This window comes from Chryseobacterium endophyticum, from assembly GCF_056333165.1.
This window is the reverse complement of sequence record NZ_JBWGXE010000001.1, coordinates 609,046-634,306: the sequence shown is the minus strand read 5'-3', so window position 1 is coordinate 634,306 and position 25,261 is coordinate 609,046. Positions and strand designations below refer to the sequence as shown.

General features: G+C 38.7%; 25 protein-coding genes. 14 read left to right on the top strand and 11 right to left on the bottom strand.

Annotated features, from left to right (window positions below; translation table 11 throughout):
• The first annotated feature begins 21 nt into the window (after nt 1–21).
• Nucleotides 22–1,014 (top strand): aspartate-semialdehyde dehydrogenase, encoded by a 993-nt coding sequence (locus AC0N32_RS03055; RefSeq protein ID WP_476392399.1) that lies wholly within the window; start codon nt 22–24, stop codon nt 1,012–1,014.
• Nucleotides 1,015–1,068: 54 nt separating this feature from the next.
• On the top strand, nt 1,069–2,070 hold the full coding sequence (locus tag AC0N32_RS03050) for a cation diffusion facilitator family transporter (RefSeq protein ID WP_476392398.1): 1,002 nt from the start codon (nt 1,069–1,071) through the stop codon (nt 2,068–2,070).
• A gap of 29 nt (nt 2,071–2,099) precedes the next feature.
• On the opposite strand, the gene AC0N32_RS03045 is transcribed toward AC0N32_RS03050, so the two are convergent.
• From AC0N32_RS03045 to xrtF, 3 genes are all read right to left on the bottom strand, one after another.
• A complete protein-coding gene (locus AC0N32_RS03045) occupies nt 2,100–2,462 on the bottom strand; it encodes a helix-turn-helix domain-containing protein (protein ID WP_476392397.1) in 363 nt (120 codons plus the stop codon).
• A gap of 227 nt (nt 2,463–2,689) precedes the next feature.
• A complete protein-coding gene (locus AC0N32_RS03040) occupies nt 2,690–3,127 on the bottom strand; it encodes an exosortase F system-associated membrane protein (protein WP_476392396.1) in 438 nt (145 codons plus the stop codon).
• The gene (xrtF, locus tag AC0N32_RS03035; RefSeq protein ID WP_476392395.1) at nt 3,114–3,644 is read right to left on the bottom strand and encodes an exosortase family protein XrtF; all 531 of its coding nucleotides are present in this window, start codon (nt 3,642–3,644) and stop codon (nt 3,114–3,116) included. The genes AC0N32_RS03040 and xrtF overlap by 14 nt, the downstream gene beginning before the upstream one ends.
• Nucleotides 3,645–3,692: 48 nt before the next feature.
• On the opposite strand from xrtF, the gene AC0N32_RS03030 reads away from it, so the two are divergent.
• From AC0N32_RS03030 to AC0N32_RS03010, 5 genes are all read left to right on the top strand, one after another.
• A complete protein-coding gene (locus AC0N32_RS03030; RefSeq protein ID WP_476392394.1) occupies nt 3,693–4,712 on the top strand; it encodes an aminoglycoside phosphotransferase family protein in 1,020 nt (339 codons plus the stop codon).
• Between the two features lie 47 nt (nt 4,713–4,759).
• A complete protein-coding gene (locus tag AC0N32_RS03025) occupies nt 4,760–5,167 on the top strand; it encodes a RapZ C-terminal domain-containing protein (RefSeq protein ID WP_476392393.1) in 408 nt (135 codons plus the stop codon).
• An 81-nt stretch (nt 5,168–5,248) separates the two neighbouring features.
• Complete coding sequence (locus AC0N32_RS03020; protein ID WP_476392392.1) at nt 5,249–5,962, top strand: nucleotidyltransferase family protein; 714 nt, start codon at nt 5,249–5,251, stop codon at nt 5,960–5,962.
• 6 nt (nt 5,963–5,968) lie between these two features.
• A complete protein-coding gene (locus AC0N32_RS03015; RefSeq protein WP_476392391.1) occupies nt 5,969–6,721 on the top strand; it encodes an LOG family protein in 753 nt (250 codons plus the stop codon).
• A 58-nt stretch (nt 6,722–6,779) separates the two neighbouring features.
• Entirely contained in the window at nt 6,780–7,250 is a 471-nt protein-coding gene (locus AC0N32_RS03010) for a DUF6702 family protein (RefSeq protein WP_476392390.1), read from the top strand.
• Between the two features lie 102 nt (nt 7,251–7,352).
• Here the strand turns inward: AC0N32_RS03010 and AC0N32_RS03005 are convergent, their stop codons facing one another.
• Nucleotides 7,353–8,771, bottom strand: a complete 1,419-nt coding sequence (locus tag AC0N32_RS03005) for a M949_1556 family lipoprotein (RefSeq protein ID WP_476392389.1) — start codon at nt 8,769–8,771, stop codon at nt 7,353–7,355.
• A 27-nt stretch (nt 8,772–8,798) separates the two neighbouring features.
• On the bottom strand, nt 8,799–11,675 hold the full coding sequence (locus tag AC0N32_RS03000) for a carboxypeptidase regulatory-like domain-containing protein (protein WP_476392388.1): 2,877 nt from the start codon (nt 11,673–11,675) through the stop codon (nt 8,799–8,801).
• Nucleotides 11,676–11,923: 248 nt separating this feature from the next.
• Here AC0N32_RS03000 and AC0N32_RS02995 point away from each other — a divergent pair, with 248 nt between their 5' ends.
• Together AC0N32_RS02995 and AC0N32_RS02990 are read left to right on the top strand one after the other, a co-directional pair.
• A complete protein-coding gene (locus AC0N32_RS02995; protein ID WP_476392387.1) occupies nt 11,924–13,114 on the top strand; it encodes an endonuclease/exonuclease/phosphatase family protein in 1,191 nt (396 codons plus the stop codon).
• Nucleotides 13,115–13,157: 43 nt separating this feature from the next.
• Nucleotides 13,158–13,580: a DUF6146 family protein gene (locus AC0N32_RS02990; protein WP_476392386.1), complete on the top strand. Its 423-nt coding sequence runs from the start codon at nt 13,158–13,160 to the stop codon at nt 13,578–13,580.
• Between the two features lie 51 nt (nt 13,581–13,631).
• On the opposite strand, the gene AC0N32_RS02985 is transcribed toward AC0N32_RS02990, so the two are convergent.
• Both AC0N32_RS02985 and rho read right to left on the bottom strand, forming a co-directional pair.
• A complete protein-coding gene (locus AC0N32_RS02985; protein ID WP_476392385.1) occupies nt 13,632–14,228 on the bottom strand; it encodes a superoxide dismutase in 597 nt (198 codons plus the stop codon).
• 234 nt (nt 14,229–14,462) lie between these two features.
• Complete coding sequence (rho, locus tag AC0N32_RS02980; RefSeq protein WP_476392384.1) at nt 14,463–16,280, bottom strand: transcription termination factor Rho; 1,818 nt, start codon at nt 16,278–16,280, stop codon at nt 14,463–14,465.
• A gap of 145 nt (nt 16,281–16,425) precedes the next feature.
• On the opposite strand from rho, the gene AC0N32_RS02975 reads away from it, so the two are divergent.
• The 5 genes from AC0N32_RS02975 (at nt 16,426) to AC0N32_RS02955 (ending at nt 21,340) form a co-directional block, all read left to right on the top strand.
• Complete coding sequence (locus tag AC0N32_RS02975) at nt 16,426–16,815, top strand: DUF4293 family protein (protein ID WP_476392383.1); 390 nt, start codon at nt 16,426–16,428, stop codon at nt 16,813–16,815.
• Nucleotides 16,816–16,977: 162 nt separating this feature from the next.
• Nucleotides 16,978–17,898 (top strand): M28 family metallopeptidase, encoded by a 921-nt coding sequence (locus tag AC0N32_RS02970; RefSeq protein ID WP_476392382.1) that lies wholly within the window; start codon nt 16,978–16,980, stop codon nt 17,896–17,898.
• Between the two features lie 156 nt (nt 17,899–18,054).
• The gene (locus AC0N32_RS02965) at nt 18,055–19,893 is read left to right on the top strand and encodes an ABC transporter ATP-binding protein (protein WP_476392381.1); all 1,839 of its coding nucleotides are present in this window, start codon (nt 18,055–18,057) and stop codon (nt 19,891–19,893) included.
• Between the two features lie 400 nt (nt 19,894–20,293).
• Nucleotides 20,294–20,524 carry a hypothetical protein gene (locus AC0N32_RS02960; RefSeq protein WP_476392380.1) on the top strand — a complete coding sequence of 77 codons (231 nt, stop codon included), beginning with the start codon at nt 20,294–20,296 and terminating at the stop codon, nt 20,522–20,524.
• A gap of 60 nt (nt 20,525–20,584) precedes the next feature.
• The gene (locus AC0N32_RS02955) at nt 20,585–21,340 is read left to right on the top strand and encodes a GLPGLI family protein (protein ID WP_476392379.1); all 756 of its coding nucleotides are present in this window, start codon (nt 20,585–20,587) and stop codon (nt 21,338–21,340) included.
• A 207-nt stretch (nt 21,341–21,547) separates the two neighbouring features.
• Here AC0N32_RS02955 and AC0N32_RS02950 read toward each other — a convergent pair whose 3' ends face one another.
• From AC0N32_RS02950 to AC0N32_RS02935, 4 genes are all read right to left on the bottom strand, one after another.
• Complete coding sequence (locus AC0N32_RS02950) at nt 21,548–22,876, bottom strand: peptide-N-glycosidase F-related protein (RefSeq protein ID WP_476392378.1); 1,329 nt, start codon at nt 22,874–22,876, stop codon at nt 21,548–21,550.
• 183 nt (nt 22,877–23,059) lie between these two features.
• The gene (locus tag AC0N32_RS02945) at nt 23,060–23,713 is read right to left on the bottom strand and encodes a phosphatidylserine decarboxylase family protein (RefSeq protein ID WP_476392377.1); all 654 of its coding nucleotides are present in this window, start codon (nt 23,711–23,713) and stop codon (nt 23,060–23,062) included.
• 4 nt (nt 23,714–23,717) lie between these two features.
• Nucleotides 23,718–24,590: a phosphatidate cytidylyltransferase gene (locus AC0N32_RS02940; RefSeq protein WP_476392376.1), complete on the bottom strand. Its 873-nt coding sequence runs from the start codon at nt 24,588–24,590 to the stop codon at nt 23,718–23,720.
• A gap of 24 nt (nt 24,591–24,614) precedes the next feature.
• On the bottom strand, nt 24,615–25,196 hold the full coding sequence (locus tag AC0N32_RS02935) for an LUD domain-containing protein (protein ID WP_476392375.1): 582 nt from the start codon (nt 25,194–25,196) through the stop codon (nt 24,615–24,617).
• Between the last annotated feature and the right edge of the window lie 65 nt (nt 25,197–25,261).

Genomic DNA, 25,261 nt, shown 5'->3' with positions numbered 1-25,261 from the left:
AAACAATTTTTAATTAAATCAATGAAAGTAGCTGTAGTAGGTTCAACAGGAATGGTTGGACAAGTTATGCTTAAAGTTCTCGAGGAGAGAAACTTCCCTGTCACAGAATTAATCCCGGTAGCATCCGAAAAATCTGTTGGTAAGAAGGTGAAGTATAAACAGGAAGAATTTACCATCATAAGCATGAAAGACGCTATAGCTGCCAAACCTGATATCGCCATCTTCTCAGCCGGAGGAGCCACCTCACTGGAGTTTGCGCCCCTGTTTGCAGAAGCCGGTACTACCGTGATCGACAATTCCTCCGCATGGAGAATGGATCCCGATAAAAAGCTTGTCGTTCCGGAAATCAATGCCGAGGTACTGACAAAAGAAGACAAGATCATTGCCAACCCGAACTGCTCTACCATCCAGCTGGTCATGGTTTTAGGACCTTTAAATAAAAAATATGACCTGAAAAGAGTAATCGTTTCTACCTATCAGTCGGTAACCGGTACCGGTAAAGCGGCCGTAGATCAGCTGAACTCTGAGATCAGCGGTGATGAGACCATTGCCAAAGTATACCCATACCAGATCTTTAAGAATGCTCTTCCTCACTGCGATGTTTTTGCAGACTACGATTACACCAAAGAAGAGATTAAACTGATGAAAGAACCTAAGAAAATTTTAGGGGACGACACGTTCAACCTTACGGCAACAGCGGTAAGAGTGCCGGTTCAGGGAGGCCATTCGGAAAGTGTGAATATCGAGTTTGAAAACGAATTCGATCTGGATGAAGTAAGAAAAATCTTATCCGAAACTCCGGGCGTTGTTGTTATGGATAATGTAAAAAACAACGAATACCCGATGCCGCTCTATTCCGAAGGTAAAGACGAAGTTTTCGTCGGAAGAATACGGCGGGACCTCTCGCAGCCCAAGACCCTGAATCTCTGGATTGTGGCAGACAACCTGCGAAAGGGAGCCGCCACCAACGCAGTGCAGATCGCAGAATATCTTGCAGCCAACAACTTAGTATAAGCTAACAAAATACAAAAGAGTCTCAGAATTGAGATTCTTTTTTTTATCAAACCTATGAACGTTCAGAAAAATAATACGAAAGATAAATTAGCCTTCCAGAAGCTTATTGCCGTTTTTGGAGTGATACTCTTTATCGGGAAGATCATCGCCTGGAAGCTTACCGGTTCAGATGCCGTATTTTCAGATGCCATGGAGAGTATCGTGAATGTCATCAGTGCTTTTATGGGGCTGTATTCACTCTACCTTGCCGCTAAGCCGAAAGATGAAGACCATCCGTACGGGCATGGAAAAGTAGAGTTCGTCACTTCCGGAATAGAAGGTGCCCTGATCGCCATTGCCGGTGTTATGATCATCTACGAAGGCATCAACAGCCTTATAACAGGCAAGATATTACAGAAGCTCGACTGGGGGATTGCCATTATTGCAGCCACAGCCATTGTCAATTATCTCTTAGGCTATATTTCCATTAAAAAAGGGAAGCATGAGAATTCACACGTCCTGATTTCTTCAGGGAAACACCTTCAGTCGGATACCATTACCACCCTGGGGGTTGTCATCAGTTTAATCATCGTTTATTTTACCAAAATCTACTGGCTGGATTCCGTGGTGGCGCTTTTCTTCGGATTCTATATCATCATTATCGGGTATAAGATCATCAGAAAATCATTAAGCGGCATTATGGATGAACAGGACCCCGATCTCCTGAACCAGATCATTAAAGTACTGGAAAACAACCGCCGCACCGAATGGATCGATGTACACAACATGAAGATCCAGCAGTTTGGCGCCAATCTCCATATTGATGCCCACATTACCCTTCCCTGGTATTACAGCCTTCGGGACGCCCATAACGAAATGGAAAAGATGATCATTCTTCTCGCCCGAAACACCAAGAGAAGTGTAGAGTTCAATTTTCATATGGACGACTGCAAGCCCATCTCCTGCTCTATCTGCCAGATCGCCGACTGCCCGGTCCGCGAGAGAGACTTTGTAAAAAGAGTAACCTGGACACCGGAAAATGTAACCTGTGTCGACAAGCATACTGCGGAAGAATAATTTATATAATTGAATTCCCTTGAGGGGTTTTATTCTTTAACCCCCAGAGCCCTTTTATAGATGCCGATTTCTTTTTGGAGGTCGGCAATCTGCTTTGTTTTTTCATCCAGTTCTGCAATCACCTTGGAATTTTTGTTTAAAAGCAATCCGGGCGGATAATAATCGGTAAGCTTGGTAAGAAAATCGTATTCCAGAGCGATCCCGAGATTCCAGAGGATCCCGAACTGGAGCGAAGGCTGCCTGAGATAATTGGTCAGGGAATTAGGACTCACGGACATCCGTCTTGCGACCTCGGCCTGACTGAGCTTTTTATCCTGTATCACCTTTTTTACCAATTGCCCTATGTGAGGGTGAGGGTTACTGCTTTTACGAAGATAGGTTCTGTTCATCATAAAATGTATTTTATTTTAAAGATTAAGGTTAAAGACAGGTCTGTTAACGTTGAGTACCGCTCGCCATACATCTTACATGTATCCGGCGACGTATTATACATATAAAAATACGTCTTAAATATATAGATCTACGCTTTAAGTATATTTGTCTACGTCTTATAAGAATCATTATACGTTTAAGACATATGATTATATATGTTAAACGTATACGAACAGGTTTTAAACATCTAAATATCATTCTCAGAAGTATACCGCCGGTAATAAAACATCGGGATAATGAGTAAAAGGATCAATGGCTGTATGACAAACCTTCTCATATAAAACGAAAACAGGTATCCCGTCTCAAATCGAGTATAAATACAGTATAAATAGATCGGGAAAGTAATGACGAAGACGATACCGATCATCACGGCGCCGTGAATAGCCCATTTTTTATTTTTAAACCAGAAAAAGAGAATCACACATGCGAAAAAAAGATTCAGCCCGAAACGGAAAAGATAGCTCACGATCACAGGTCCCCATTCGAAATGAGGGAAAGGAATGTTCTTATCGGCTTCATGGAAATAAGCGAGAAAAGGATCATAAAAGATCTTTTCTTCCAATGCCCTTACAGCGATCAGTCCGGCTATCCCGGCGAAAACAAAAAGCCAATTAATGATCTTCATATTTTAAAGCAAAAAATTTAATCCATACCAGCCACAGAAGCACGACAGTACCATAAATAACAGCCGGAAAAATATAGTCGTGAACCATTTTCCCATACTGCCTGTAATCGGTGAGCACAATATTCAATCCCACAATCCGCAGAACATTCATCATGTGCAATATTATAAGTCCGGCGGCGACAAAGGCAAATGTCTTCCTTCCTTTATAAAAGGCAAAGACAAAAGACACAAAAAGGATCATGATTGAAACCGCATTACATCCTTCTACCATTCTCGAAGGATAATGATTGTTCACATAAAAATACACCTGCTCTCCTTTAACATCATTATACAGCTGCGTTGGATAGCCTGTATGGTTCTGGAGGAACTTTACCTGCTCCGCCACAGAACAGGAAAACGGATCTAACCCTAGCTGTGCAAAATAATTCAAATAAAACTGATAGGCAAAAAGCAACACCACATACACCGTGATGAAGCGAAACAAAATGTTCAGTGCCGGTTTAAAATCCTTTAACATGATACAAAGATAGAAATTAGGCTGTAATTTACTATATTTGTTTCGTATATGAATCTTGAAAACGCTAAACGATTTTTTGAAAACACTACAGGAAAAAAATCTTCTGAGTTTATCACACTGGCTCAAAGCGGTTCTGCGAGGGTGAATTTCCTGGCCGCCGCGGGCGACGAAAAATACATCGTTACCTGCAATGAAAACATCAGGGAAAATGAAGTTTTTTTATACTACTCCCGGATTTTCTCAGAAGCGCACCTCAACACCCCAAAAATCTATCATATTTCGGAAGACCGCAAGATGTATGTTCAGGAATTCCTGGGCGAACACACGCTGTCTGATATTATTTCCCGGGAAGGTCTTTCGGAAAATGTGAAAAAGCTGGTACAACAGACGTTAGAGAAGCTTTACCGACTCCAGAGGCTTACCCTCAGCAAGATCGATTATAAAAAAACCTTTGAATACGAGCGTTATGATGAGCTTCCCGTGATTCATGACCTGTATTACTTTAAAAACTTCATTGCTGACGTTCTCGAACTGGAATACCACAAGGCCACTTTGCTGAAAGAATTTAAAAAGATTGCGGCACAAATTGAAAACCTGGAGCCGAAAGGTCTCATGATCCGCGATTTTCAGGCCAGGAATATTATGGTAAACGGACAAAATAAGGTCTCATTTATCGATTATCAGTCGGCGATGGAAGGCCCTTTGATGTATGATGTGATCTCTTTTTTATTTCAGGCTAAAGCCAATTTCACACAAGATTTTAAAGATGAAATGCTGGAATATTACATCAGCCTGTTTGATGATGAAGAGAAAAAGGCTCAACTAAGATCCTCGGTGGAACCTCTGCAAATGATGCGGTTTCTTCAGGTGCTGGGCGCATACGGATTCAGAGGCCTGATCCAGAGAAAGTCCCATTTCATTGCCAGCCTCGAAAAAGGGATCATCAATATTGCAGAATTTGCCCAAACCTGGGAAGGAATGAAAGACTATCCTGAGCTCAAAACCGTGATTGAACAATTGAATAGAGAGAATACAAAATTGAAAATTGAGGATATTTTGAACCATTAAGATTTTGCAAAGAAGTTAATGGTTTAAATAAAATAAATTAAAAAGAAATGCTACACATCGACATACACAGTTTTTCGTACAAAAAAGGAGGAATTCCTAAAGATACGACCGGAAACGGCGGAGGTTTCACCTTCGACTGCCGCGGAATTCTTAATCCCGGAAGAATTGAAGAATATAAAATCCAGACCGGAAATGATAAAGGCGTTCAGGAATATCTTGAAACCAAAACGGAAATGCCCAGATTTCTTGAGCTCGTTAAAAGCCTGATCTCGATAAATATTGATAATTACCTGGAACGTGGCTTTGAAAACCTTCAGATCAATTTCGGATGTACGGGCGGACAGCACCGGTCGGTATATTCTGCCATAAAAATAGCGCACTTCATTGAAGAAAAATATGGTGACCAGGTAGAACTCAGCCTTCACCACGACGAACAGCACCAGCTTAATTCATAAATGATAAGCGATAATTTATAAATGATTATTAAACGCTTTGACAATTATCAATCATCATTCATCACTTATCAATTATAGACTATGAAAGCTTTAATTTTTGCAGCCGGAAAAGGAACGCGCCTGAAACCATTTACCGATCATCATCCGAAGGCTTTGGCCAAAGTGAATGGCATTCCGCTTTTGGAAAGAAACATTAACTATTTAAAAGGTTTCGGGATCAGTGACTTTGTCATCAACATTCATCATTTTGGAAATCAAATCGTTGATTTTTTAAAGCAAAACGACTATTTCGGCTGTAAGATAGAAATATCAGACGAGACGAATGAACTGCTGGAAACGGGTGGCGGCTTAATTTTTGCTAGAAAACTTCTCGATCATGGTGAAGATTTTCTGATCATGAACGCCGATATTCTGACCGATATGAACGTCACAGAATTTGTAGAATACCATAAAAAGATAAAAGATTTTGCTACATTAGCCGTTTCGGACAGGGAAAGTTCAAGAAAACTGCTTTTCAACGATGAGATGATTTTAAGAGGCTGGCTTAATGTGCAGACCGGCGAGCAGAGGCTCGCTGAATTCAATAAAGGATTTAAAGCTTTAGCTTTCAGTGGCATTCACTGTATCAATCCTCTTATTTTTGAGAAAATAAAAAGAAAAGGCAAATTCTCCGTTATGGAAGAATACCTTGACCTGATGCAGACGGAACAGATCCACGGATTTGTGCATGACAGTATTCTTATTGATGTGGGAAAACCACAGTCTATAGCAGAAGCCGAAAAATATTTTAAATGATTTACAATGGGAATTGAAGGGACCAGAGATGAAAGTTTGGTAAATCCTGAACTGGATATTAATGAGACAAAGCTCCAGAATAGTCTTCGACAAAAGACCTGGGACGAAACCGTCACCAAAGACAGCTGGATGGTTTTTAAAGTGATGGCGGAATTTGTGGACGGCTATGAAAAGCTTGCCAAAATAGGTCCGTGTGTTTCTATTTTCGGATCTGCCAGACTGAAACCGGAGAGCAAATATTATGAAATGGCTGTTGATATTGCTGAAAAGATTACGAAAATCGGTTTCGGGATCATTACCGGTGGCGGCCCAGGAATTATGGAGGCAGGAAACAAAGGCGCTTTCAATGCGCAGGGCAAGTCTATCGGTCTGAATATTGATCTCCCTTTTGAACAGCACTTCAATCCTTACATTAATAAATCATACTCCATGAACTTCGACTATTTCTTTGTACGAAAAGTGATGTTCGTGAAATATTCTCAGGGATTCATTGTGATGCCGGGCGGTTTCGGAACGCTGGATGAGCTTACGGAAGCCTTGACATTAATTCAGACCAATAAAATAGGAAAATTCCCGATTGTTTTAGTTGGCACGGAATTCTGGAGCGGACTGCTGGACTGGTTTAAAGAAACTTTGCTTAGAGAAGGAATGATTCACGAAGAAGATCTGGATCTTTACCGTGTGGTAGATACGGCTGATGAGGCAGTAGCGCATATTAAGGCATTTTATGACAAGTATTCTGTAAATGTGAACTTTTAATTGGCATATAATTTGTCAACTTTAATAAACAATCATGATTGTAAATATATTATTTAAGATGAAAAATTATTTTTATATATCAGGACTATTAACATTTTTTGTGTTAATGAGTTTCGTGTATGTAGACTTTTTCTCTTCAATGACTAAAGTGGATTATATCGAAGGCAGTAAGACATTGAAGTTTACCACAAAAATGAATACCAATCATATTTCCGACGCTATTAAAATAAACCCTAATACGGCAGCTTTTGAAGCAGAAGTAAAAAAATATGTAAATAACAATTTTGATGTGTATATCAATGGCTCTCCAAGAACGATCACTTTCACAGGAAGTCAGGTAAGCGGAGAAACAGTATGGGTCTATTTTGAGACGGGAAGCGTTTCGGATATCAGTACCTTAAAGATTAAAAATACAATACTTCTGAGCGCTTTTCCAAAACAGATTAACCTCGTTAATATTGCGTACAAAGGAAAACAACGAACAATGAATTTCCAGCGGGGAAAAGAAGTAAATGAAGTTTCTTTTTAATTTAAATGAATAACAGCCACTGCAGATGCGGTGGTTTTTATTTTAACAGTCACTAAAAAAGCTGCCTTTCAGACAGCTTCAGAGATTTAACCATAAAATTTATTATTGAACCGTAATATCATCCAGCTGAATAGTGGTCGTAGTTCCCGAACTGTTTCCCTGATATTTAAATATAATAAATCCGTTACCCGTAAGATCATTTGGAAAACTGTACGTACCGGAAGAAACGAAAGTTCCATAACCACTTGCAGGAACGGTCGGAAGTGTAAAATTGGATGTGATCTCGTTAAGTGCAGCAGAAGAGATATCTGCTCCCGGAGTATAATTTGTTGTGGTGTACACTTTAAGGGCGGCTCCGTTATAATATCCCACATTTATTTTGAATGACAGCGAACCGGCAGCGGTAAAATCTACCGGAATCATGAAGTATGTATTGTAGGCAGTACCTGAAGCACCTCCGTTTCCCGACAGCTGAATGTATTTATTACTACTGAATGATCTTACTTCCCAGTATCTTGATCCGGTAGAAGCGTAGTTTAAATACTTAGGAAAATTATTAAAATAGGGTGAAGAACTATTGGCAGGATAGCTGTCAAAATTTTCTGTAAATGATCCTGAATAAGCAATGGCAGTACCTCCGATAATCCCTTCTGCGAAACGGGCCCTGGTAAAATTAATATCGCTGATCCCTCTTATGACATTCTGGTAAGGTGATGCCCCCGTTCCGTATTTACTCACCACAAAAGTGATATCACCATTTTTATCGGGAATCGTATAAGAGGTAGGCTTAAAGAAACCGTCTGTTCTTAAGTTCCCTGTATTTCCTGCTGCATCAACCAAAGTTCTGTTGGTGTCTACGAAAGTTCCTGATGCATCTTTATTCATGAGAGGTAAACCGATCTCGCTTTTTACAAATTGTACGTTTTTAACGATCGCTAAAGTGTTTATGTATTTAGGATTTTTGATCTGAGCCAAAGTGAGCTCCTGAGGAACAATATTTGCCATTTCAAGACCGGTTCCATCACAAACACCTGCGATGTATCTGCTGATGATCGATTCAGGAATTCTCCCGATGGCATAATCAGGATCTTTCACGCCTAAAGTGATGACATCGTTTGATTTCCCGATTACCATTCCGTTTGCGCGGATTCTGATGTGCGATCCGACAGGAAAATCGGCATAGTTCAGGGATTTATTGATCCCGACCACCAACCCAACCGTCGGGTTCTGCGGCTTATCCTGGAAAACAAGTGTTTTATAGAAATTTCCGTTGGAATCAGAAGAAATGACATATCCGTCAAAAATTACTTCAGGATGCGTTGCGTCCTGTGCAGGAACAGTGTATACCCCGGAAGCCGGAGACAATGCTACAAAGTCTGCCATCGTCATCGTGGGCGCATTAAATTTATTATTACATACCATTTCAGAAGCTTCCCATTTATCATCATGGATACAGGAAAGTGTTACCGTTGCCAAAACAGTTATGCCTAAGCTTATTTTTAAAATTTTTTTTATACTCATTTGTTTATATTCTTGGTGATTACTCTTTTAAAATCTTACCTGAAAGTTTACAAAATAAGACCGTCCCTGTGTATACCAGTATTTTGGTGCAAAATTGGGATATCTGCTGTTGTAGTCGTTTTCAAAATCTACATTGCCGTTAGCACTTCTGATTTGCTCGAAACCGCCGGTAATATATTTTCTGTTATCCAGTATATTATTCACTGATCCGGAAATCAGAACATAGTATTTGCGTACAAGCCAGGACTTTCCAACATTTGCATTGATGAAGAATGATGAAGGAAGCTTTACCTGCTGCATATATCGTTCTATTTTCGGATCATCCAGATTTACAAAAGGGGTACTGCTGTTGTTGTTTTGAATAAATTCGTCTGTCCTGAGGATCGCCGAAGGATCGAGATTGTTATCATCAAGATAATTCCAGCTGGCGCCTATCCACCAATATTTTGGTGAACTGTACCTGAATCCTGCAGAGAAAGCCTTTTGCGCGGTTCCTCCAACTTTGAAATCCTTTATGTACGCGGTTCCCAAGCTGGCATAAGGAGCTGCCATTACATCTGAAGAAATATAGACATTCGGATTGTTGGTATATTTGTATTCTCCCCAGCTTGCAACGCCTTGTAGTGAAAGGGTCGGAAAGACTTTAACATCTATCCCTAGTTCAGCGCCCATACTTCTTTTGTTTACATTAGACATCGTCTGGGTAACGAATGCGCTGGCTGTTTTATTTTCTGTTTCGGCTTCGGAAACGTTAAGTGCCAATCCATCAGCGAAGAACCGCTGAACACTGGTATCGTTTTGCGTACTCACCATATATCCCGTTGCTCTCATTTTCACAAAAGGTGCAGAGATTACATAGCTAATATCATGGGCACTGATAATCGCATTTTGAATATTCGGAACTGTATAATTGTTTACTCTGGGATTAATAAAGATATCTTCTGCGAAAGGAGCCTGAGAAAAGTAAGCTCCGTTATAGACAAAAAAATTTCTTCCATTGAGCCTGTAAATCATCTGTCCTTTTATGCCGTAATTCAAATATTTATAATCCTCACTTTCTCCGGAAGAGTTATTCTGATAAAGATAGTTTTTAAATAAACCTTCTCTGCTTGTTACAGAATAGCCTAAAAGGCCACTGAAAAACACATCGAATAATCCTGTAGAAAATTTCAGCCCGGGATTTATTTTTACATCCTTTCTTCTAAGAATATAATCGTAAGTAATTTTATCTCCCACATGTTTCGCCAGTTGTGCATCATTCATGTTGTAAAAACCTGAAGATCCTGCTTTGTTGGAATCCGCGTATGGATCAACATTCAACGCATAATCAGCACCCAGAAGATCATTAACCTCTCTGTAATATTCCGATTTAAAATTCTGATAGGAAACGTTTAATAAAAATTTTGTTCTGTCACTAAAATTGTAAGTATAATGTGTTGCGGCATTTAATATTTTATCATCACTGACATCATTGACTAAAAAATATTTTGCTCTTCTTCCCGTAAGTCCGAACCTTACTGATATTTCTGCCTGGTCAACGACATCATTTACCTGGTTTGCTGCATAGAACGAGTTCCAGTTGATCTGGGTCACTTCCTGGTTATTGTTTATCCAGTTTTCATGGGCTGCCATATATCCTTCGAATAATTTTTCGTAGTCAGCAGAGGGTGTATTGTTATGGTACTGTCCGTAAATTATACTGTTAAGGTAATAACCTGGTAACTTTTTATAGTAGGTCGGAGAGGGATTTTGCACTGTCTGCCAATCGAGCCTGGAACTTTTATCTTTTCCAAATTGGTACGAAACGGAGGTCCATAAATTTGACTTATCATTGATTTTCAGGAAATCCTGCAACTGGAGAATCGGCTGAAAGCCTTTCTTTACCCTTTCGCTTCTTTTCTCTCCATTTTGCCAGCCCCAGTAAGAATTGTAATGCACTCCTCTGTAGTCATATATTTCCTGCGTATTCGGACTGGAGACTGATCTTCTGTAAGGTGATGCAAAAGCGTTAAAAGTAATCGTATGACGGTCATTGATTTTCTTTTCAATTCCCAGGTAAGTTCCGTATGCGTCATAAAACGTTCCCTCCTGGATTCCTTCTTCAGCCCATCTTTTGGCGATCATCCCGGTAAATGCCCAGCCTTTTTTATTCATCCCCGAAGTATACCGTAAAGATATTCTTTGACGATAATTTCTGTTGGTAACAGAATATGCAGCCTGAAAACCCTTCCTATATTCGCTGGCTTTTGTATTTTTATAAACAACTCCACCGGAGCCGCCGAACGCATATTCGGAAGGAGAATGATTGGTAAAAATTTCGGGATACCTAACAATTTCGTTGAGCCCTCCCCAATTGGAAAAATCAACGATTCCATTGTCTGCTTTTACCATAGAGACTCCATTCAGTATGTTTTCGGAAGTTCTTCCATCAATGCCTCTTGGCCGGAACCAATAGAATCCCAGATCAAACGCAGAGATCCGGTTAAAGACATCCTGTGAAGTCTGAAGCAAGCCAACTGTAGAGATCTGATGGCTGGTTTCATCATCACCGTCGGTTTCAATTATTACTAAACCCTGATCGGCATTGGTGAGCGTGGAATACAGCGTAATAATTCCCAGATCTTTTTTCTTTTCATTGTCCATCACATCGAACTCCATCACTTTTGTCTCGTAATTCGGTTTGGTGATTACAATTTGATAATGCCCCGGCATCAGATCTGCAAACTGGAAATATCCTGTTTTGTCCGCCGTTACATCATTGTTATTCCCTTTAAGATCTACTTCCGCCCTTTCAACAGGCTTTCCGTCATCATCTCTGATATATGCAGAAACTGTAGTCTGCGCAAAATAATAGGAAGCTGGAAGTAAAGTAAATAAAGAGACTAATGATAGTTTTTTCATCATGAGTAATTTATTTATTGAATATTTTTTCTTCGTGTTTTCAAGCTTAAAAGTTTAGAATGACAAATGTATATAAAATTATATTATAATCCTAAAATGCAAATATTTTTTATTAATTTTACAACAAATAAAACAAATAAACACGAATAAAACTAATATATGTTATTATAATTTAATAATAATTCAAAATAATTAAATTACAAATTGGCAAGTTTAAAGATTAAACAATTATGAGTGAAAAATCTAAAATAATGAGGCGATTTTTGATGGCATTTGCTATTCTATATTCAATTGCGATCTCTTCTCAACAGCGGGGAAAACTGAGAAAAGTTGTGACCGTCGGTTTTTTAAATCTCGAAAACCTTTGGGACACCCTACGTTCAGCAGATTATATCGACGGGATGAAAGATATTAAAAACCCTGCGTTCCACAGAAGCATTCCCCTGGACTCCGTTACATTTTTAGAAGCAGAAAAATACGATGGTGTCTGGAGTGACGCAGCATTGATTGGTAAAAAAACAGTGCGGTATCAAACAGGTTCTGAAGAATTCACTCCGGAAAGCGCAAAAAATTACAACACCAGAGTTTATAAAACGAAACTTGCCAACGAAGCAAAAGTCATCTCCGAAATGGGCGCCCAATACACCCAAACAGCACCTGCCATCGTAGGATTGATTGAGGTAGAAAACAGACAGGTTATTGAAGACCTCATCAAAGAACCGACTCTAAAGAAGTATGATTACGGTATTATTCATTACAACTCTTACGATTACAGGGGAATTGATGTAGCACTTATTTATCAGAAAAGGAGATTCACCCCGACCCATTCTCTTAAGAAAGAGCTTAAAATTTTCGGTGAAAATGGGAAAAGGGAATATACCCGGGATATTTTAGTGGTTACAGGTTTCCTTGACAATGAAAAAGTTGCATTCTTCATGAATCACTGGCCTTCCAGAAGAGGCGGTGAGGCAGTATCTCTTCAAAAAAGGAATGCTGCTGCAGCTTTACTTAAACAGCAGATGGACAGCGTAAGTACAGCAGATCCTTCAACAAAACTTTTTGCAATGGGCGATTTCAATGATGACCCGGTAAGTTCAAGCTTAAAAAATTACCTTAAAGCTCAGCCAAGTCCGCAAGATTTAAGTGAAACTACGCCTTATCTCAATTTAATGTATTCTATGTATAAAAAAGGGATAGCTTCCTTAGCCTATCAGGACGCTCCTAATTTATTCGACCAGATTATTGTTTCTAAAAACTTGATATCAAGTGAGGTTACCAAAGAATATTCTGTGTACAAAACAGAAATTTTTGCGCCGCTGTATCTTATCAGTAAAGAAGGAAACTTCAAAGGTTATCCTTTCAGATCGTGGAACGGCGACCAGTTTACAGGCGGCTACAGTGATCATTTCCCGGCGTTTGTCATACTTCAGAAAGAGCCATAACATTAAGTGTTCATTTTGAGTGCTTTTGTCTATCTTTATCTGTATGAAAAACTTAACATTACTACTCATCGCATTTTTTTTATCATTCAGCTGTGCAGCGCAGTCTGATCTTAAAAATGATAAAGAGAAATCAGAGATGAAGCCTTCAAAAAACGAAGACGGTGAATGGGACCTTACAGTCATTGACACTCAATTCGATTATTTTCTGAATACCATCGCAAGACCGATCAGCCAATATTCGGAATCGTATTTGAAAAGCAGAAACATTCTGTTAGTTTCAGAATGGAATTCCTATTACAACACCGGAAAGTATAGAAATGTCATAGAATCTTCCATCGACTATGATCCCAAAGAAAAATACGGGTTAAAATTTGAATATAAACTGTATCAGGTTTTTGCCTATGTAAACTGGAAATATGGTTTGAGGATGAACGGGCTTTCAGGAAGTGACGCTACACGTCATTAAAAAAGGTTCAGAGCAATTCTGAACCTTTTCCATTTTTATGAATAGTTTGAATTATTTGTTGAATAATTCCTCTACCTTATCCCAGTTTACCACATCAAAGAATGCAGCCACATAATCAGGTCTTCTGTTCTGGTAGTTCAGGTAATAAGCATGTTCCCATACATCAAGACCTAACACAGGAGTTCCTTTTACATCCGCCACGGGCATTAAAGGATTATCCTGATTTGGCGTAGAGGTTACCGCTACGGAACCATCGCTATTTTTCACCAGCCAGGCCCAGCCCGAACCAAATCTTGTTTTTGCGGCATCAGAAAAATCCGTTTTGAATTTTTCAAAACCTCCGTAAGCTTCGATTGCAGACTTCACGTTTCCTACAGGCTCTTTACTTCCTCCAGGAGTAAGGATTTCCCAGAATAAAGTATGATTAAAATGTCCTCCTCCATTATTTCTTACAGCCGGTTTATCCGTTCCTGTCTGACATACCTCTTCGATGGTTTTTCCTTCAAGCTCAGTTCCTTTGATGGCATTATTCAGGTTGTCGATATAGGCCTGATGGTGCTTTGTATGGTGAATTTCCATGGTTTTAGCATCAATCGTAGGCTCTAATGCATCGTACGCATATCCTAGTTTTGGTAATTCAAATGACATATTTTTATTTTTTAATGTTATTAACCCAAATTTAACCATAAATAAGACCATATTCAAAAAACATGGATTACTTTAATAAATCTTTAACATTGATATATTGATTTAGAATGAATTAAATTGCTGTATCGGGAAGTTGGAAAAGAGATGAAGAAAATTTGATATATAAAACGATCAAAAAAAACAAAAGCACGAACCGATTGGCCCGCGCTTTTTTTTAACAAAATAAATTAATTATTATTTATTCATCGACATCAGGAATTCTTCATTATTAAGAGTTCCTTTGATGTTTTTATCAACAAATTCCATCGCTTCTACAGGATTCATTTCAGAGAGATACTTTCTCAGAATCCACATTCTCTGTGAAGTCACCTCGTCAAGAAGCAAGTCGTCTCTACGAGTGCTTGAAGAAACAAGATCAATAGCAGGATAAATTCTTCTGTTGGCAATTTTTCTGTCCAGCTGAAGCTCCATATTTCCCGTTCCTTTAAATTCTTCAAAAATCACCTCGTCCATTTTAGAACCTGTATCGATTAATGCCGTAGCAATTATCGTTAGCGAACCTCCGCCTTCAATTTTTCTCGCTGCTCCGAAGAATCTTTTCGGTTTGTGAAGTGCATTGGCATCCACCCCTCCTGAAAGTACTTTTCCTGATGCGGGAGTTACGGTATTGTAAGCTCTGGCGAGTCTCGTAATAGAATCTAAAAGAATCACAACATCATGCCCGCACTCTACCATTCTCTGAGCTTTTGCCAAAACAAGATTGGCAACTTTCACGTGTTTTTCAGCCGCTTCATCAAAAGTAGAAGCAATAACTTCTGCATTTACACTTCTTTCCATATCGGTAACTTCTTCAGGACGTTCGTCGATAAGAAGCACCATCATATAAACTTCAGGATGATTTGCCGCTATAGAATTGGCAATATCTTTCAGCAACATGGTTTTACCCGTTTTAGGCTGGGCGACGATCATAGCTCTCTGCCCTTTCCCGATCGGCGCAAAAAGATCAACTACCCTTGTGGAAATAGTAGATCCCTTTCCTGCAAGATTAAATTTTTCCTGCGGGAAAAGCGGTGTTAAATATTCAAAAGCCACACGGTCTTTAATGAATGCCAGATCACGTCCGTTAACTTCAGTAGGCCTTAACAGAGAAAAATACTTCTCCCCTTCTTTAGGCAGCCGCACAATACCTTTTACGGTATCACCTGTTTTCAGGCTGAAATTTCTGATCTGAGCGGTAGAAACGTACACGTCATCTGGAGAAGAAATATAGCTGAAATCGGATGAACGCAGGAAACCGTAATTATCCGGTAAAATCTCCAGAACCCCTTCAATACTTACCATTCCGTCGAAGCTGAACTCTTTTTTCTGTTCGTGATGCTCTTCGTTTCTTTCAGAATGCTGCTGTTGCTGCTTATTCTGATTCTGGTTTTGGTTCTGGTTCTGGTGATTGTTTTTATTTTGATTTCCGTTACTGTTCGGATTATTGTGTTGTCCTCTTTGAGGTCTGGCCTGATTCTGAGGGGTATTTGGCCTTTCTTCTGCTGGAGAAGATTCCTGGGATTCTGTGTTTTTATTAATTTCGGGAGTTTCCGGCTGAGCTTCTGTAGTTGCTGCATTTGTTGTCGGAACCCTTTTTCTTTTTTTCTTTGCCGCAGATGTTGAATTTTCTTCTGCTGTGGCTGCCGGTTCGGCTTTTGTCTCCTCCGGTTGAGGTTCTTCAGAAGGTTTTTCTTCTGTTTCTATTTTTTCTTCAGCTTCTGGTTTTTGCTGGGCTTTAGCTTCTGTTTTAGGCTTAGCTGCCGTTCTTTTCGGAGCCGCTTTTCTGACAGGTGCTTTGGCTGGTTTTTCCTCGGCTTTTTCTTCAGCATTTATACTGGTTTCGGTGGTGTTGAAATATTCTTTCGCCACTTTGGGATTCGAAGCCTGAAAGTCAAGAATTGCAAAGATTTTGTCATTTTCAGTGCTGTTTCTTGCAACTTTAACGCCCAAATCCTTTAAGATTTTAGTCAGCTCCGTTACGGATTTTGACCTTAACGTTTCAATGTTAAACATATTTAATGTAAAAAATGTAATTAATTGTGAGTAAGAAAAGTAAGTCCGGTGACTTTTGTTTTCAGGTACATTTGTATAATGCAAATCTACACTTATTTTTGAATTGTGCAAAATTTATGTTACTTTTGCCTGGAATTTAATTGTAATGATACAAAGAATACAGACCATATGGACTTTTCTGGCAGTTTTAGCCGCTGTCTTTCTGTTCATTGCGGGACAGGATGTCGTCGTTTTCGGAGAATTTCCTCTGCTGAATGCCGCCTGCGTAGTGCTCGTTCTTACGGGATTATTAAGTGTATTCAGCTACAAAAACAGAAAAAGACAAATTTTGCTGAATAACATCAGCATCATTATAAACGTTTTGTTGGTTGGTGTATTGACGTACTGGTTGCTAAACTTATCCGGAGGAATTCAGTTTCCTGAGAAGGGTATTGAGCCAATACTTCCATTGATTGCGATTGTATGTCTGTTTATTGCAAACATATACATCAAAAAAGATGAGCGGCTCGTAAAATCTGTCGACAGACTTCGATAACCTTACAACGATTTTTTGAGTGAGAACAGCTTCTATTTGGGAGCTGTTTTTTATTTTTATGCCTAAATATTTTTTGTTTTAAAACGTTATTGAGGAAATTAAAAAACATTCAATGCAACATTTCCCTGTAAGCTGCGACAGATTGTGTATAAATTTTATGACATGAAAAAACTTACCTACCCGGTCTTTTCCATATTCTCCGTTCTTACTTTTGCACAGGAAGTTCAGAAAGGAAGAATTGAGACCGTACTTTCTACTCTGGCCTCCGATGAAATGAAAGGACGTGAAATCGGCAGCCAGGAAAATGAAAATGCCGCAAATTATATTGCCAAACTTTTTAAAGAAAACAACCTGGAATACTGCACCGGCAATTCTTATCTTGTCCCTTTTGAATATGGAGGAAAAACAGTCTACAATGTCTGTGGTATCAAAAAAGGAAAAACCGAAAAATTCTTAGGCTTTTCAGGACATTTTGATCACATCGGGACCAGCAACAACCCGAAAGACAGTATCTACAATGGGGCCGACGACGACGCAAGCGGAATCACGACCCTGGTAGGAATCGCTGATTATTTCAAAAATAAGAAACCGGATTTTTCAATGGTATTTATGGCGTTCAACGGAGAGGAAAAAGGAATGCTGGGGTCAAGAGCTATCTCAACGGATAAAAACCTTGATAAAATTTACAATAACATGACGGCACTGTTTAATTTTGAAATGGTGGCAACAGAATCGGCTTTCGGGAAAAATGCACTGTTCATGACCGGCGACCAGTTTTCAGATCTTGATGAGCTTTTTAATAAGAATGCAGTCAACGGCCTTAAGATCAATCCCGATCCGTACGCCGCCCAACAGCTTTTTTACCGCTCCGATAACGTAAGTTTTGTGAAGAAGAAGATCATTGCCCATTCTTTTTCAACCGTTGACATGACAAAAGCGACACATTATCACCATGAAAGCGATGATGTACACATTGTAGATTTTGACAACCTTACACAGATCATTAATAATTTTGGGAAAACACTCGAGAAATTATCTCCTTCCAATTTCAATCCGAAATACAATGACACTGTAAAATTTTAATCACCTACAGCCATCGGAAATCCGGTGGCTTTTTATTTCCGGTGGCTGAATTGTAACAAAAGCCTGCCAAACAGAACATATTAAATAAAGTAAAAGACCTTTAAAAACGTCTTATCATTTTAATTACGTAATTTTGCTATCCAATTTTTTCATTGAATGAATCAATACATTAAAATACTTAAGTTCGCAAGACCTCATCAAAAATACATCTACGGAAGTTTATTTTTCAATCTCATGTATTCGGTATTTCAGATTGCTTCCTTAGGGACCATTCTGCCGGTTTTGGGAATGCTTTTCGGAACGATCGAAGCCAAAAAATACAGTACACCACCGGTATATTCAGGAGAAATCCTGGATTTTTTCTCTTATGCAAAAGAATATGCCAATTATTATGTTCAAAGTCTCGTCACACAATATGGTGCTCTTACCGTATTGGCCTGGCTTTGTGTCATAACAGCTTTTATGTTTCTGCTGAGGAACCTTTTCAGATATCTCGGGTCTTTTTTACTGATCAATTATCGTGTAGGCGTTACCAAAGATCTTCGTGGTGCGATGTACAGAAAGATCCTCTCGCTACCCGTATCATTTTTCACGGAGAGCAGAAAGGGAGATCTCATGTCGCGTATGTCGAATGACGTGGGTGAAGTAGAAGGAAATATCCTGGGCAGCCTGGTAGAATTAATCAATGCGCCTTTCATGTTGATCAGCACATTGGTAACCTTGTTTTTCTTAAGTACGGAAATGACTCTGTTCTCTCTTTTGGTGTTACCGGTAATGGGCACCATGATTGCGTTAATTGGGAAAAGCCTGAAGAAAGATTCTCATGAGGCCCAAAACGAAATGGGAAATATATTCTCCGTAGTCGATGAAACCCTGAAATCTACGAAAGTCATCAAGATTTTCAGTGCCGAGAAAATAATGGACAGCCGCTTTATGCAGTCAATGCAAAGATGGATTAACAGCTCTATAAGATTGGGAAGAAAAAAAGAACTCGCATCACCGATGAGCGAATTTTTAGGTTCCGTTACTTTTTTAATTATTGCCTGGTACGGAGGAAAACAGATCATCGTGGACCAAAGTATTTCCCCTGCTGATTTTCTTGTTTTCTTAGGGATTTTCTTCCAGATTTTACCTCCTGTAAAAACGTTATCCCAATCCATATCAAATGTTCAGAAGGGAGAAGCTTCTCTCGAAAGAGTACTGGAAATCCTGGAGGCCGATGTAAAGATTGATGAAATTCCGAACCCTGTAAGCATTTCGACCCTTAATAATGCAATAGAATTCAATGACATTGGTTTTTACTACGATAAAGACCACACCATCCTTAAAAACTTTTCGCTCATTATTCCTAAAGGAAAAACCGTAGCCCTGGTAGGGCAAAGTGGAAGCGGAAAGACAACCATCGCAAACCTTTTGGCGAGATTTTATGATGTTTCCGAGGGGGAAATCCTGATCGACGGACAGAATATTAAAAATTTAAAATTAAAAGAATACCGCAAGCTATTGGGAATGGTCACCCAGGAATCCGTTTTATTCAACGATACGGTATATAATAACATCCTGATGGGTAAACCAGATGCTACCCGCGAGGAAGTGGTTGCCGCCGCAAAAATCGCCAATGCAGATTCGTTTATCTCGCAGCTTCCGGAAGGCTATGACTCCAATATCGGGGACGACGGAGGAAAACTGTCCGGAGGGCAGAAACAGAGAGTTTCCATTGCCAGAGCCGTACTGAAAAATCCACCGATCATGATTCTTGATGAGGCAACCTCTGCCCTCGATACCGAATCTGAAAGATTTGTACAGGATGCCCTGGAAAAAATGATGGAAAACAGAACTTCTCTGGTCATCGCCCACCGTCTTTCAACCATTCAGAAAGCCGACTGGATCGTTGTGATGGAAAAAGGAAATATCGTGGAACAAGGCACCCACCACGAGCTGATCGCTAAGAAGGGCGTATACCATAAGCTGGTGGAGCTTCAGAACTTCGACTAACACATTAATTAATTTCGTTTAATTCATATTCACATACTATAAAAGCATCCTCAACAAAAGGATGCTTTTTTTATTATATACCAAACATAATGCATTTATCTAATAAATAAAAAAAATACAATAATTATACTTAATATATTAAAAAAACATAATTTAATTATTAAATATTTATTTATTTGTCATTTAAATATAAATTTTATACTTTTGATTGTCTCATAAAAATCTTGGATAATCATTATTACAACAATTTGATTGATTATAAGAAAATGAAAAGATTGGTCGAAATGACTAAAACCTGAGATGGGCTAGAAATATCCTAATCCCGCCTATTCTTATGAATAAAATAAATATTGGTAATGACAATATTTATAAATATTAGGATCATAAAATATATTAAATCATGAAAAAATTTTTTTTTATCTTAACCTTAGTTTCTATAACAGCGTTAGCAAAAGAGACCAAACAAACAAATAATTTAGAAAGTTCAAAGAAATTGACTTTTGTAAAGATGCATTGTCAATGGTATACATTTATAACAAGTGATGGTGAAGTTTTTAATGTTTATGCAAATTCTCAAAGCGAGGCTAGAGATGAAGTGATAAGAATGCTTATTGACAGAGAAAACGTCTGAATTTAATAAGTAAATAAATTTACAACCTACCTCAATGAGGTAGGTTGATATAAAAGAAATATGAAACATTACATCAACTTACTTTTAGTTTTTTTAGTTGTATCTGTAAAGGCACAAGCTTTACAATTGAAAGAATTCAAATACGAGGCAATATATAATTTTATTTCAGTTCCTGACTCCTTAAAGAAGGATAGTATAGAACAGAAAATGGCTTTATATATTAACAATGATGAGTCCCTTTACCAAAACTTGTATAAAAAGTCTATAGATTCAATGACTCAACAAAAAACAATTACCGGAGATATTTCTTATATTGATTTAAATAAAATAAAAATTCCGAAATCAACGATCTCAATCTACAAAAAGTACGACGAAAATAAAATTATTTTTACGGATAGAATAGGGACTTCCAATATTGGTTATACTGATAATTTTAATGATTTAAATTGGCAAATAACAAATGAAAGGAAGAAAATAACCGGATATAACGCAACAAAAGCTATTGTAAAATTCAGAGGGCGACAATATACCGCCTGGTTCACCGATGAAATTCCGTTTCAGGATGGCCCTTACAAATTTTCAAAATTACCCGGTTTAATATTAGAGTTATATGATAGTAAAAAATATTTCCATTTCTTATTATTAAGTTTTAAAAAGGCAGAAAACAACGTCTACTATAATTCAAAGTTTATTGATATTGACAGACAAAAATATTACCAAAAAAAAATAGATTATCACAATAGCCTACTTGCTAATCCTGTTCATAAAGGCAAGATAAAGAAGATAGACGTTTACAATCCTATAGAATTAAAATAAGCTATTAAGTCGGATTCTTGATCGCCAAAAAGATATTTGTTTAACTAAAGAAGAATACCATCATAACTATCTCTTTTTTATAAGTGCTACAAAACGTCCCGACGTTTTCCCAAAAAAGACTCGACGTTTTAGACAAAAGGTCCCGACGTTTTTATCAGCATTATTAAGACAGGAGGAACATCAATTATACTCCTCTTTAGCTATTACTTATTTCTTTATTATCTTATGTTTAAACTGAATTCCTCCTTCAAGAACGATATCCAGCATATAGACGCCGGCAGGATATGAGGTGAGGTCTACTTTTGAATCTTTTACCTCGTTCAGTTTTCTTCCTTCTGCAGAATACACCGAAATACTTTTGGTTTTCTTATCGGAACGGATATTCACAAAATCGGTTGTCGGATTAGGGAAAACAGACACATCAACCGTTGAAACATCTTTCACCGACAATTGCTGGCTGGTGCTCTGCATGTACATCGAAAGAACAATTCTACCGTCCTGTCCGTAAAAAACAGCACTTGGAACCTGATACTTAATGGTGTGGTTTCCGGCTGCCAAAGTACCAGCCGTAAAGCTTCTTATCGGAACAGCATCACCCGGGCACCAGTTATTCCATGAAGTCCACCATGAAGCGGGTCTCGGTGAGCTTCCGTAAATCCCATTCGCCTGTGTGTTATAGTTTCTGAAAGGCTCACAAGAAGTTCCCCCAGGAGTGAAAGTCAGAACCTGATTATTATCTAAATATATAAAGTTCTGTCTTCTTACATATTCTTCTCCGTTGGTATTTGCTCCGTGAGGCGTGGAAACGATGAAAAACTTAGCATCGATGGCGCTTTGGGTAAGATTAAAATTAACCAGTCTTACGGTTTGGCCCGCCTGATCCGTATTATTGTAATTGTTTAATTCATTAGAATCCAAAAGCGGAAGAAGGTTATTATACGTTGTAGTGACTGAAGGATCGTTATAAGTCACGAAGTCAAGTGTTCCGGCGAATACATCATTTCTTCCGTCACATCCGTCGATCTCATTATTTGCGGCATAAGGCACACCGAATACATCCAGCTCTACCCAGATATCATAAGCATCCCTTAAAACCATGTTGCTGAAAACGGAATAAAGATTATCGACCTGGTACGAATAAGGAACTTCCGTAGGAGAAAGATTTTTATCCATGAAAGGCGTGATATACCTCCCTACCTCTATTCTTTTTACAGTGGCATCACTTAATGTATAGGATGCCTGCCCTTTCGGAACCAGGGCAAGATGCACTCCTCCGATTCTGTCGTAATTATCGCAAAGGGCACCGATCTTTACGTTCATCTGGATTTTATTCTGAAAGGTATTCAGCTCGGCATCCGTTAATTTTTTAGTATACCTGAAGTTGGCTAGTCTGATGGTATTGGCCGGTACGGGTTGAGAAACATTGGCTGCATATCCATCATAAAATACAATTTGTGAGAATACATTGACTGTCGTTTGGGCGGCAGTTCTACAGAAAGCCGTGAAGGCGAGTGCAAAAAGTAAAGCTTTTTTCATGAAAATTGAAATTAATTTCATCAAAAATACAACTTTACTTACCATATATGTACCACGAAGTATTAAATAAGTATTAAAATAATTAAAATATTAACATTCGGGTGCGTTTTTAACAATGGACGTTACTTTAAAATAAAAGACCGCTTCTGTGAGAAACGGTCTTATTATATTTTTAAACAGTGTTTAGTCTTTCATTTTCGCGATAACATCCAGTCCACCTTTGGTGATATCGCCGATCTTACAAATGATTTCCGTATCCAGCGGAAGAAAGACATCCATCCTGGAGCCGAATTTAATAAATCCGAATTCATGTCCTGCTTTGGCGTCATCCCCTTCATTGCAGTAAAAAACAATTCTCCTGGCCACATATCCCGCAATCTGACGGAAGACAACCTTGTGATTGGTTAAACTTTCTATGGCTACGGTAGTTCTTTCATTCTCCGTAGAAGACTTCTCATGCCACGCTACAAGGTATTTCCCGGGATGGTATTTTTTGTAAATCACCTGTCCTGAAACGGGATATCTGCAGATATGAACATTCAGGGGAGACATGAAGATAGAAACCTGAATCGCTTTTCCTTTGATAAATTCATCTTCCTCCACTTCTTTGATCATGACTACTTTGCCGTCTACCGGAGCAATAACATTCTCCCTGTGTTCCAGAATATCACGGTTTGGCACCCTGAAAAACCAGAATACAAGACTGTAAACGACCAGCAAAGGCAGAATGATCACCAGCGACCACATTTCCAGGAAATAAATGGCCAGCGCACTTAAAATGACGAATAATAAGGAGGCAACGGTGATTGTTCCTTTTGATTCTCTGTGTAATTTCATGAGATTAAATAAATTTTTCTAAAATAAAGTACAAATATACGACAGGAACGCAAATTAAAAAGCTATCCAGCCGATCTAATACTCCGCCATGCCCCGGAATGATGTTTCCACTGTCTTTGACACCGAAATTTCTTTTCAGCTGACTTTCCACCAAATCTCCCACAGGCGCAAAGGCGGCTACGAGAAATCCTACGACCATCCAGTTCCCACGAAGATCAGGCTGGTATTGTTCAATAAAATATGATAATATCAGCGTAAGCACTACTCCTCCAATATAGCCTTCCCAGGTTTTTTTAGGCGAAATCTTAGGCGCCATTTTATGTTTTCCGAAAAACTTTCCGGTGAGATAAGCAAAAGTATCGCTGCTCCAGATCAGAATAAAAAGGAAAAGAACTTCGAGAGAAAACCGGTCATCAAATCTTGAAAACTTCGGAAGTCCCAAGGCAAAACTGAACGGCAATGCAACATAGATCACGGTAAAGATCAGCTTTCCGCTGTCATAATATAATTCATTCGGATATTTGAAAAGAGTGACTATAGCAATGACTATTAGCAGCAAAGCCAGAATCTCACTTATCCTGAAATCAAAAAAGAAATCGAAGTGGAAATACCGTTTGGAGAAAATATAAAAGATAAAAATGATGAGCGGAAAAACAGCCCATCGTTCATAGCCGTTTCCGAATTTCATGATCTTGAAACATTCCCAGGAACCGACTCCGAGAAGAAGAGTGATCAGCCCGTAATACAGATATTCCTGCTTTATAAGATCAGGCACCATGCTGTTGATCAGTTTTGCGCCTAGCGGTGTCGTACAAAGAATAATAACTGCTACGTAAACAATTCCGGATAAGGTTCTTTGAATGAGATTTTTGTCCAAGATTTAAAATTTATAAAGTGATTCTTAATCTTCAAGCAACAGTAAAAACAGTTTCGTATTGCTGTTGGAAGAAGTATCCAGTTTCGACTGTGCTCCGCTGATGGAAGTAAGGTTTTTGATGTTTCCGTTTCTTTTAATCTTTCCCATGGCATCATTAAGGTTGTTCACGATCTGTGACACATTGGCCATGACGATGATTTTATTCGGCAGCCTGGAAGAATGATAATGAAGAATATTATTGTGAGAAAGCATGATTCTCCCGTCATAAGCGATAAGATACTCACAAGTGATGAAACTGGCGTCGTTATCACCCTGCAACTCCGGAGTATAAGGTGTTTTCACAACATTCAAAAAATTCTGGAGATCTTTGTCCCAGCAGAAAACGTTGTGTATTCCTTCTATTTTAATAATTTGATGTAAAGTCTGCAAAGCTTCCCCTTCATCTGCACAGTAATTGAAAAATCCTCCTGAATGAGTAAACAATTGGGCAAATTTGTAGTCAAGATCCGCATTTTTAAGCGAATCCCCTAGCTTTTCCAGACTTGGTTTTTCTTCTTCTTCAGGCTGGTTGGTAAGTTTGCTTACAATCCTCTTGAATAAACTCAACTTATTTATTTTTTAGTCACTTATACAAAAATATAAAATTAATCACATAGAAATCTAAAAACGTG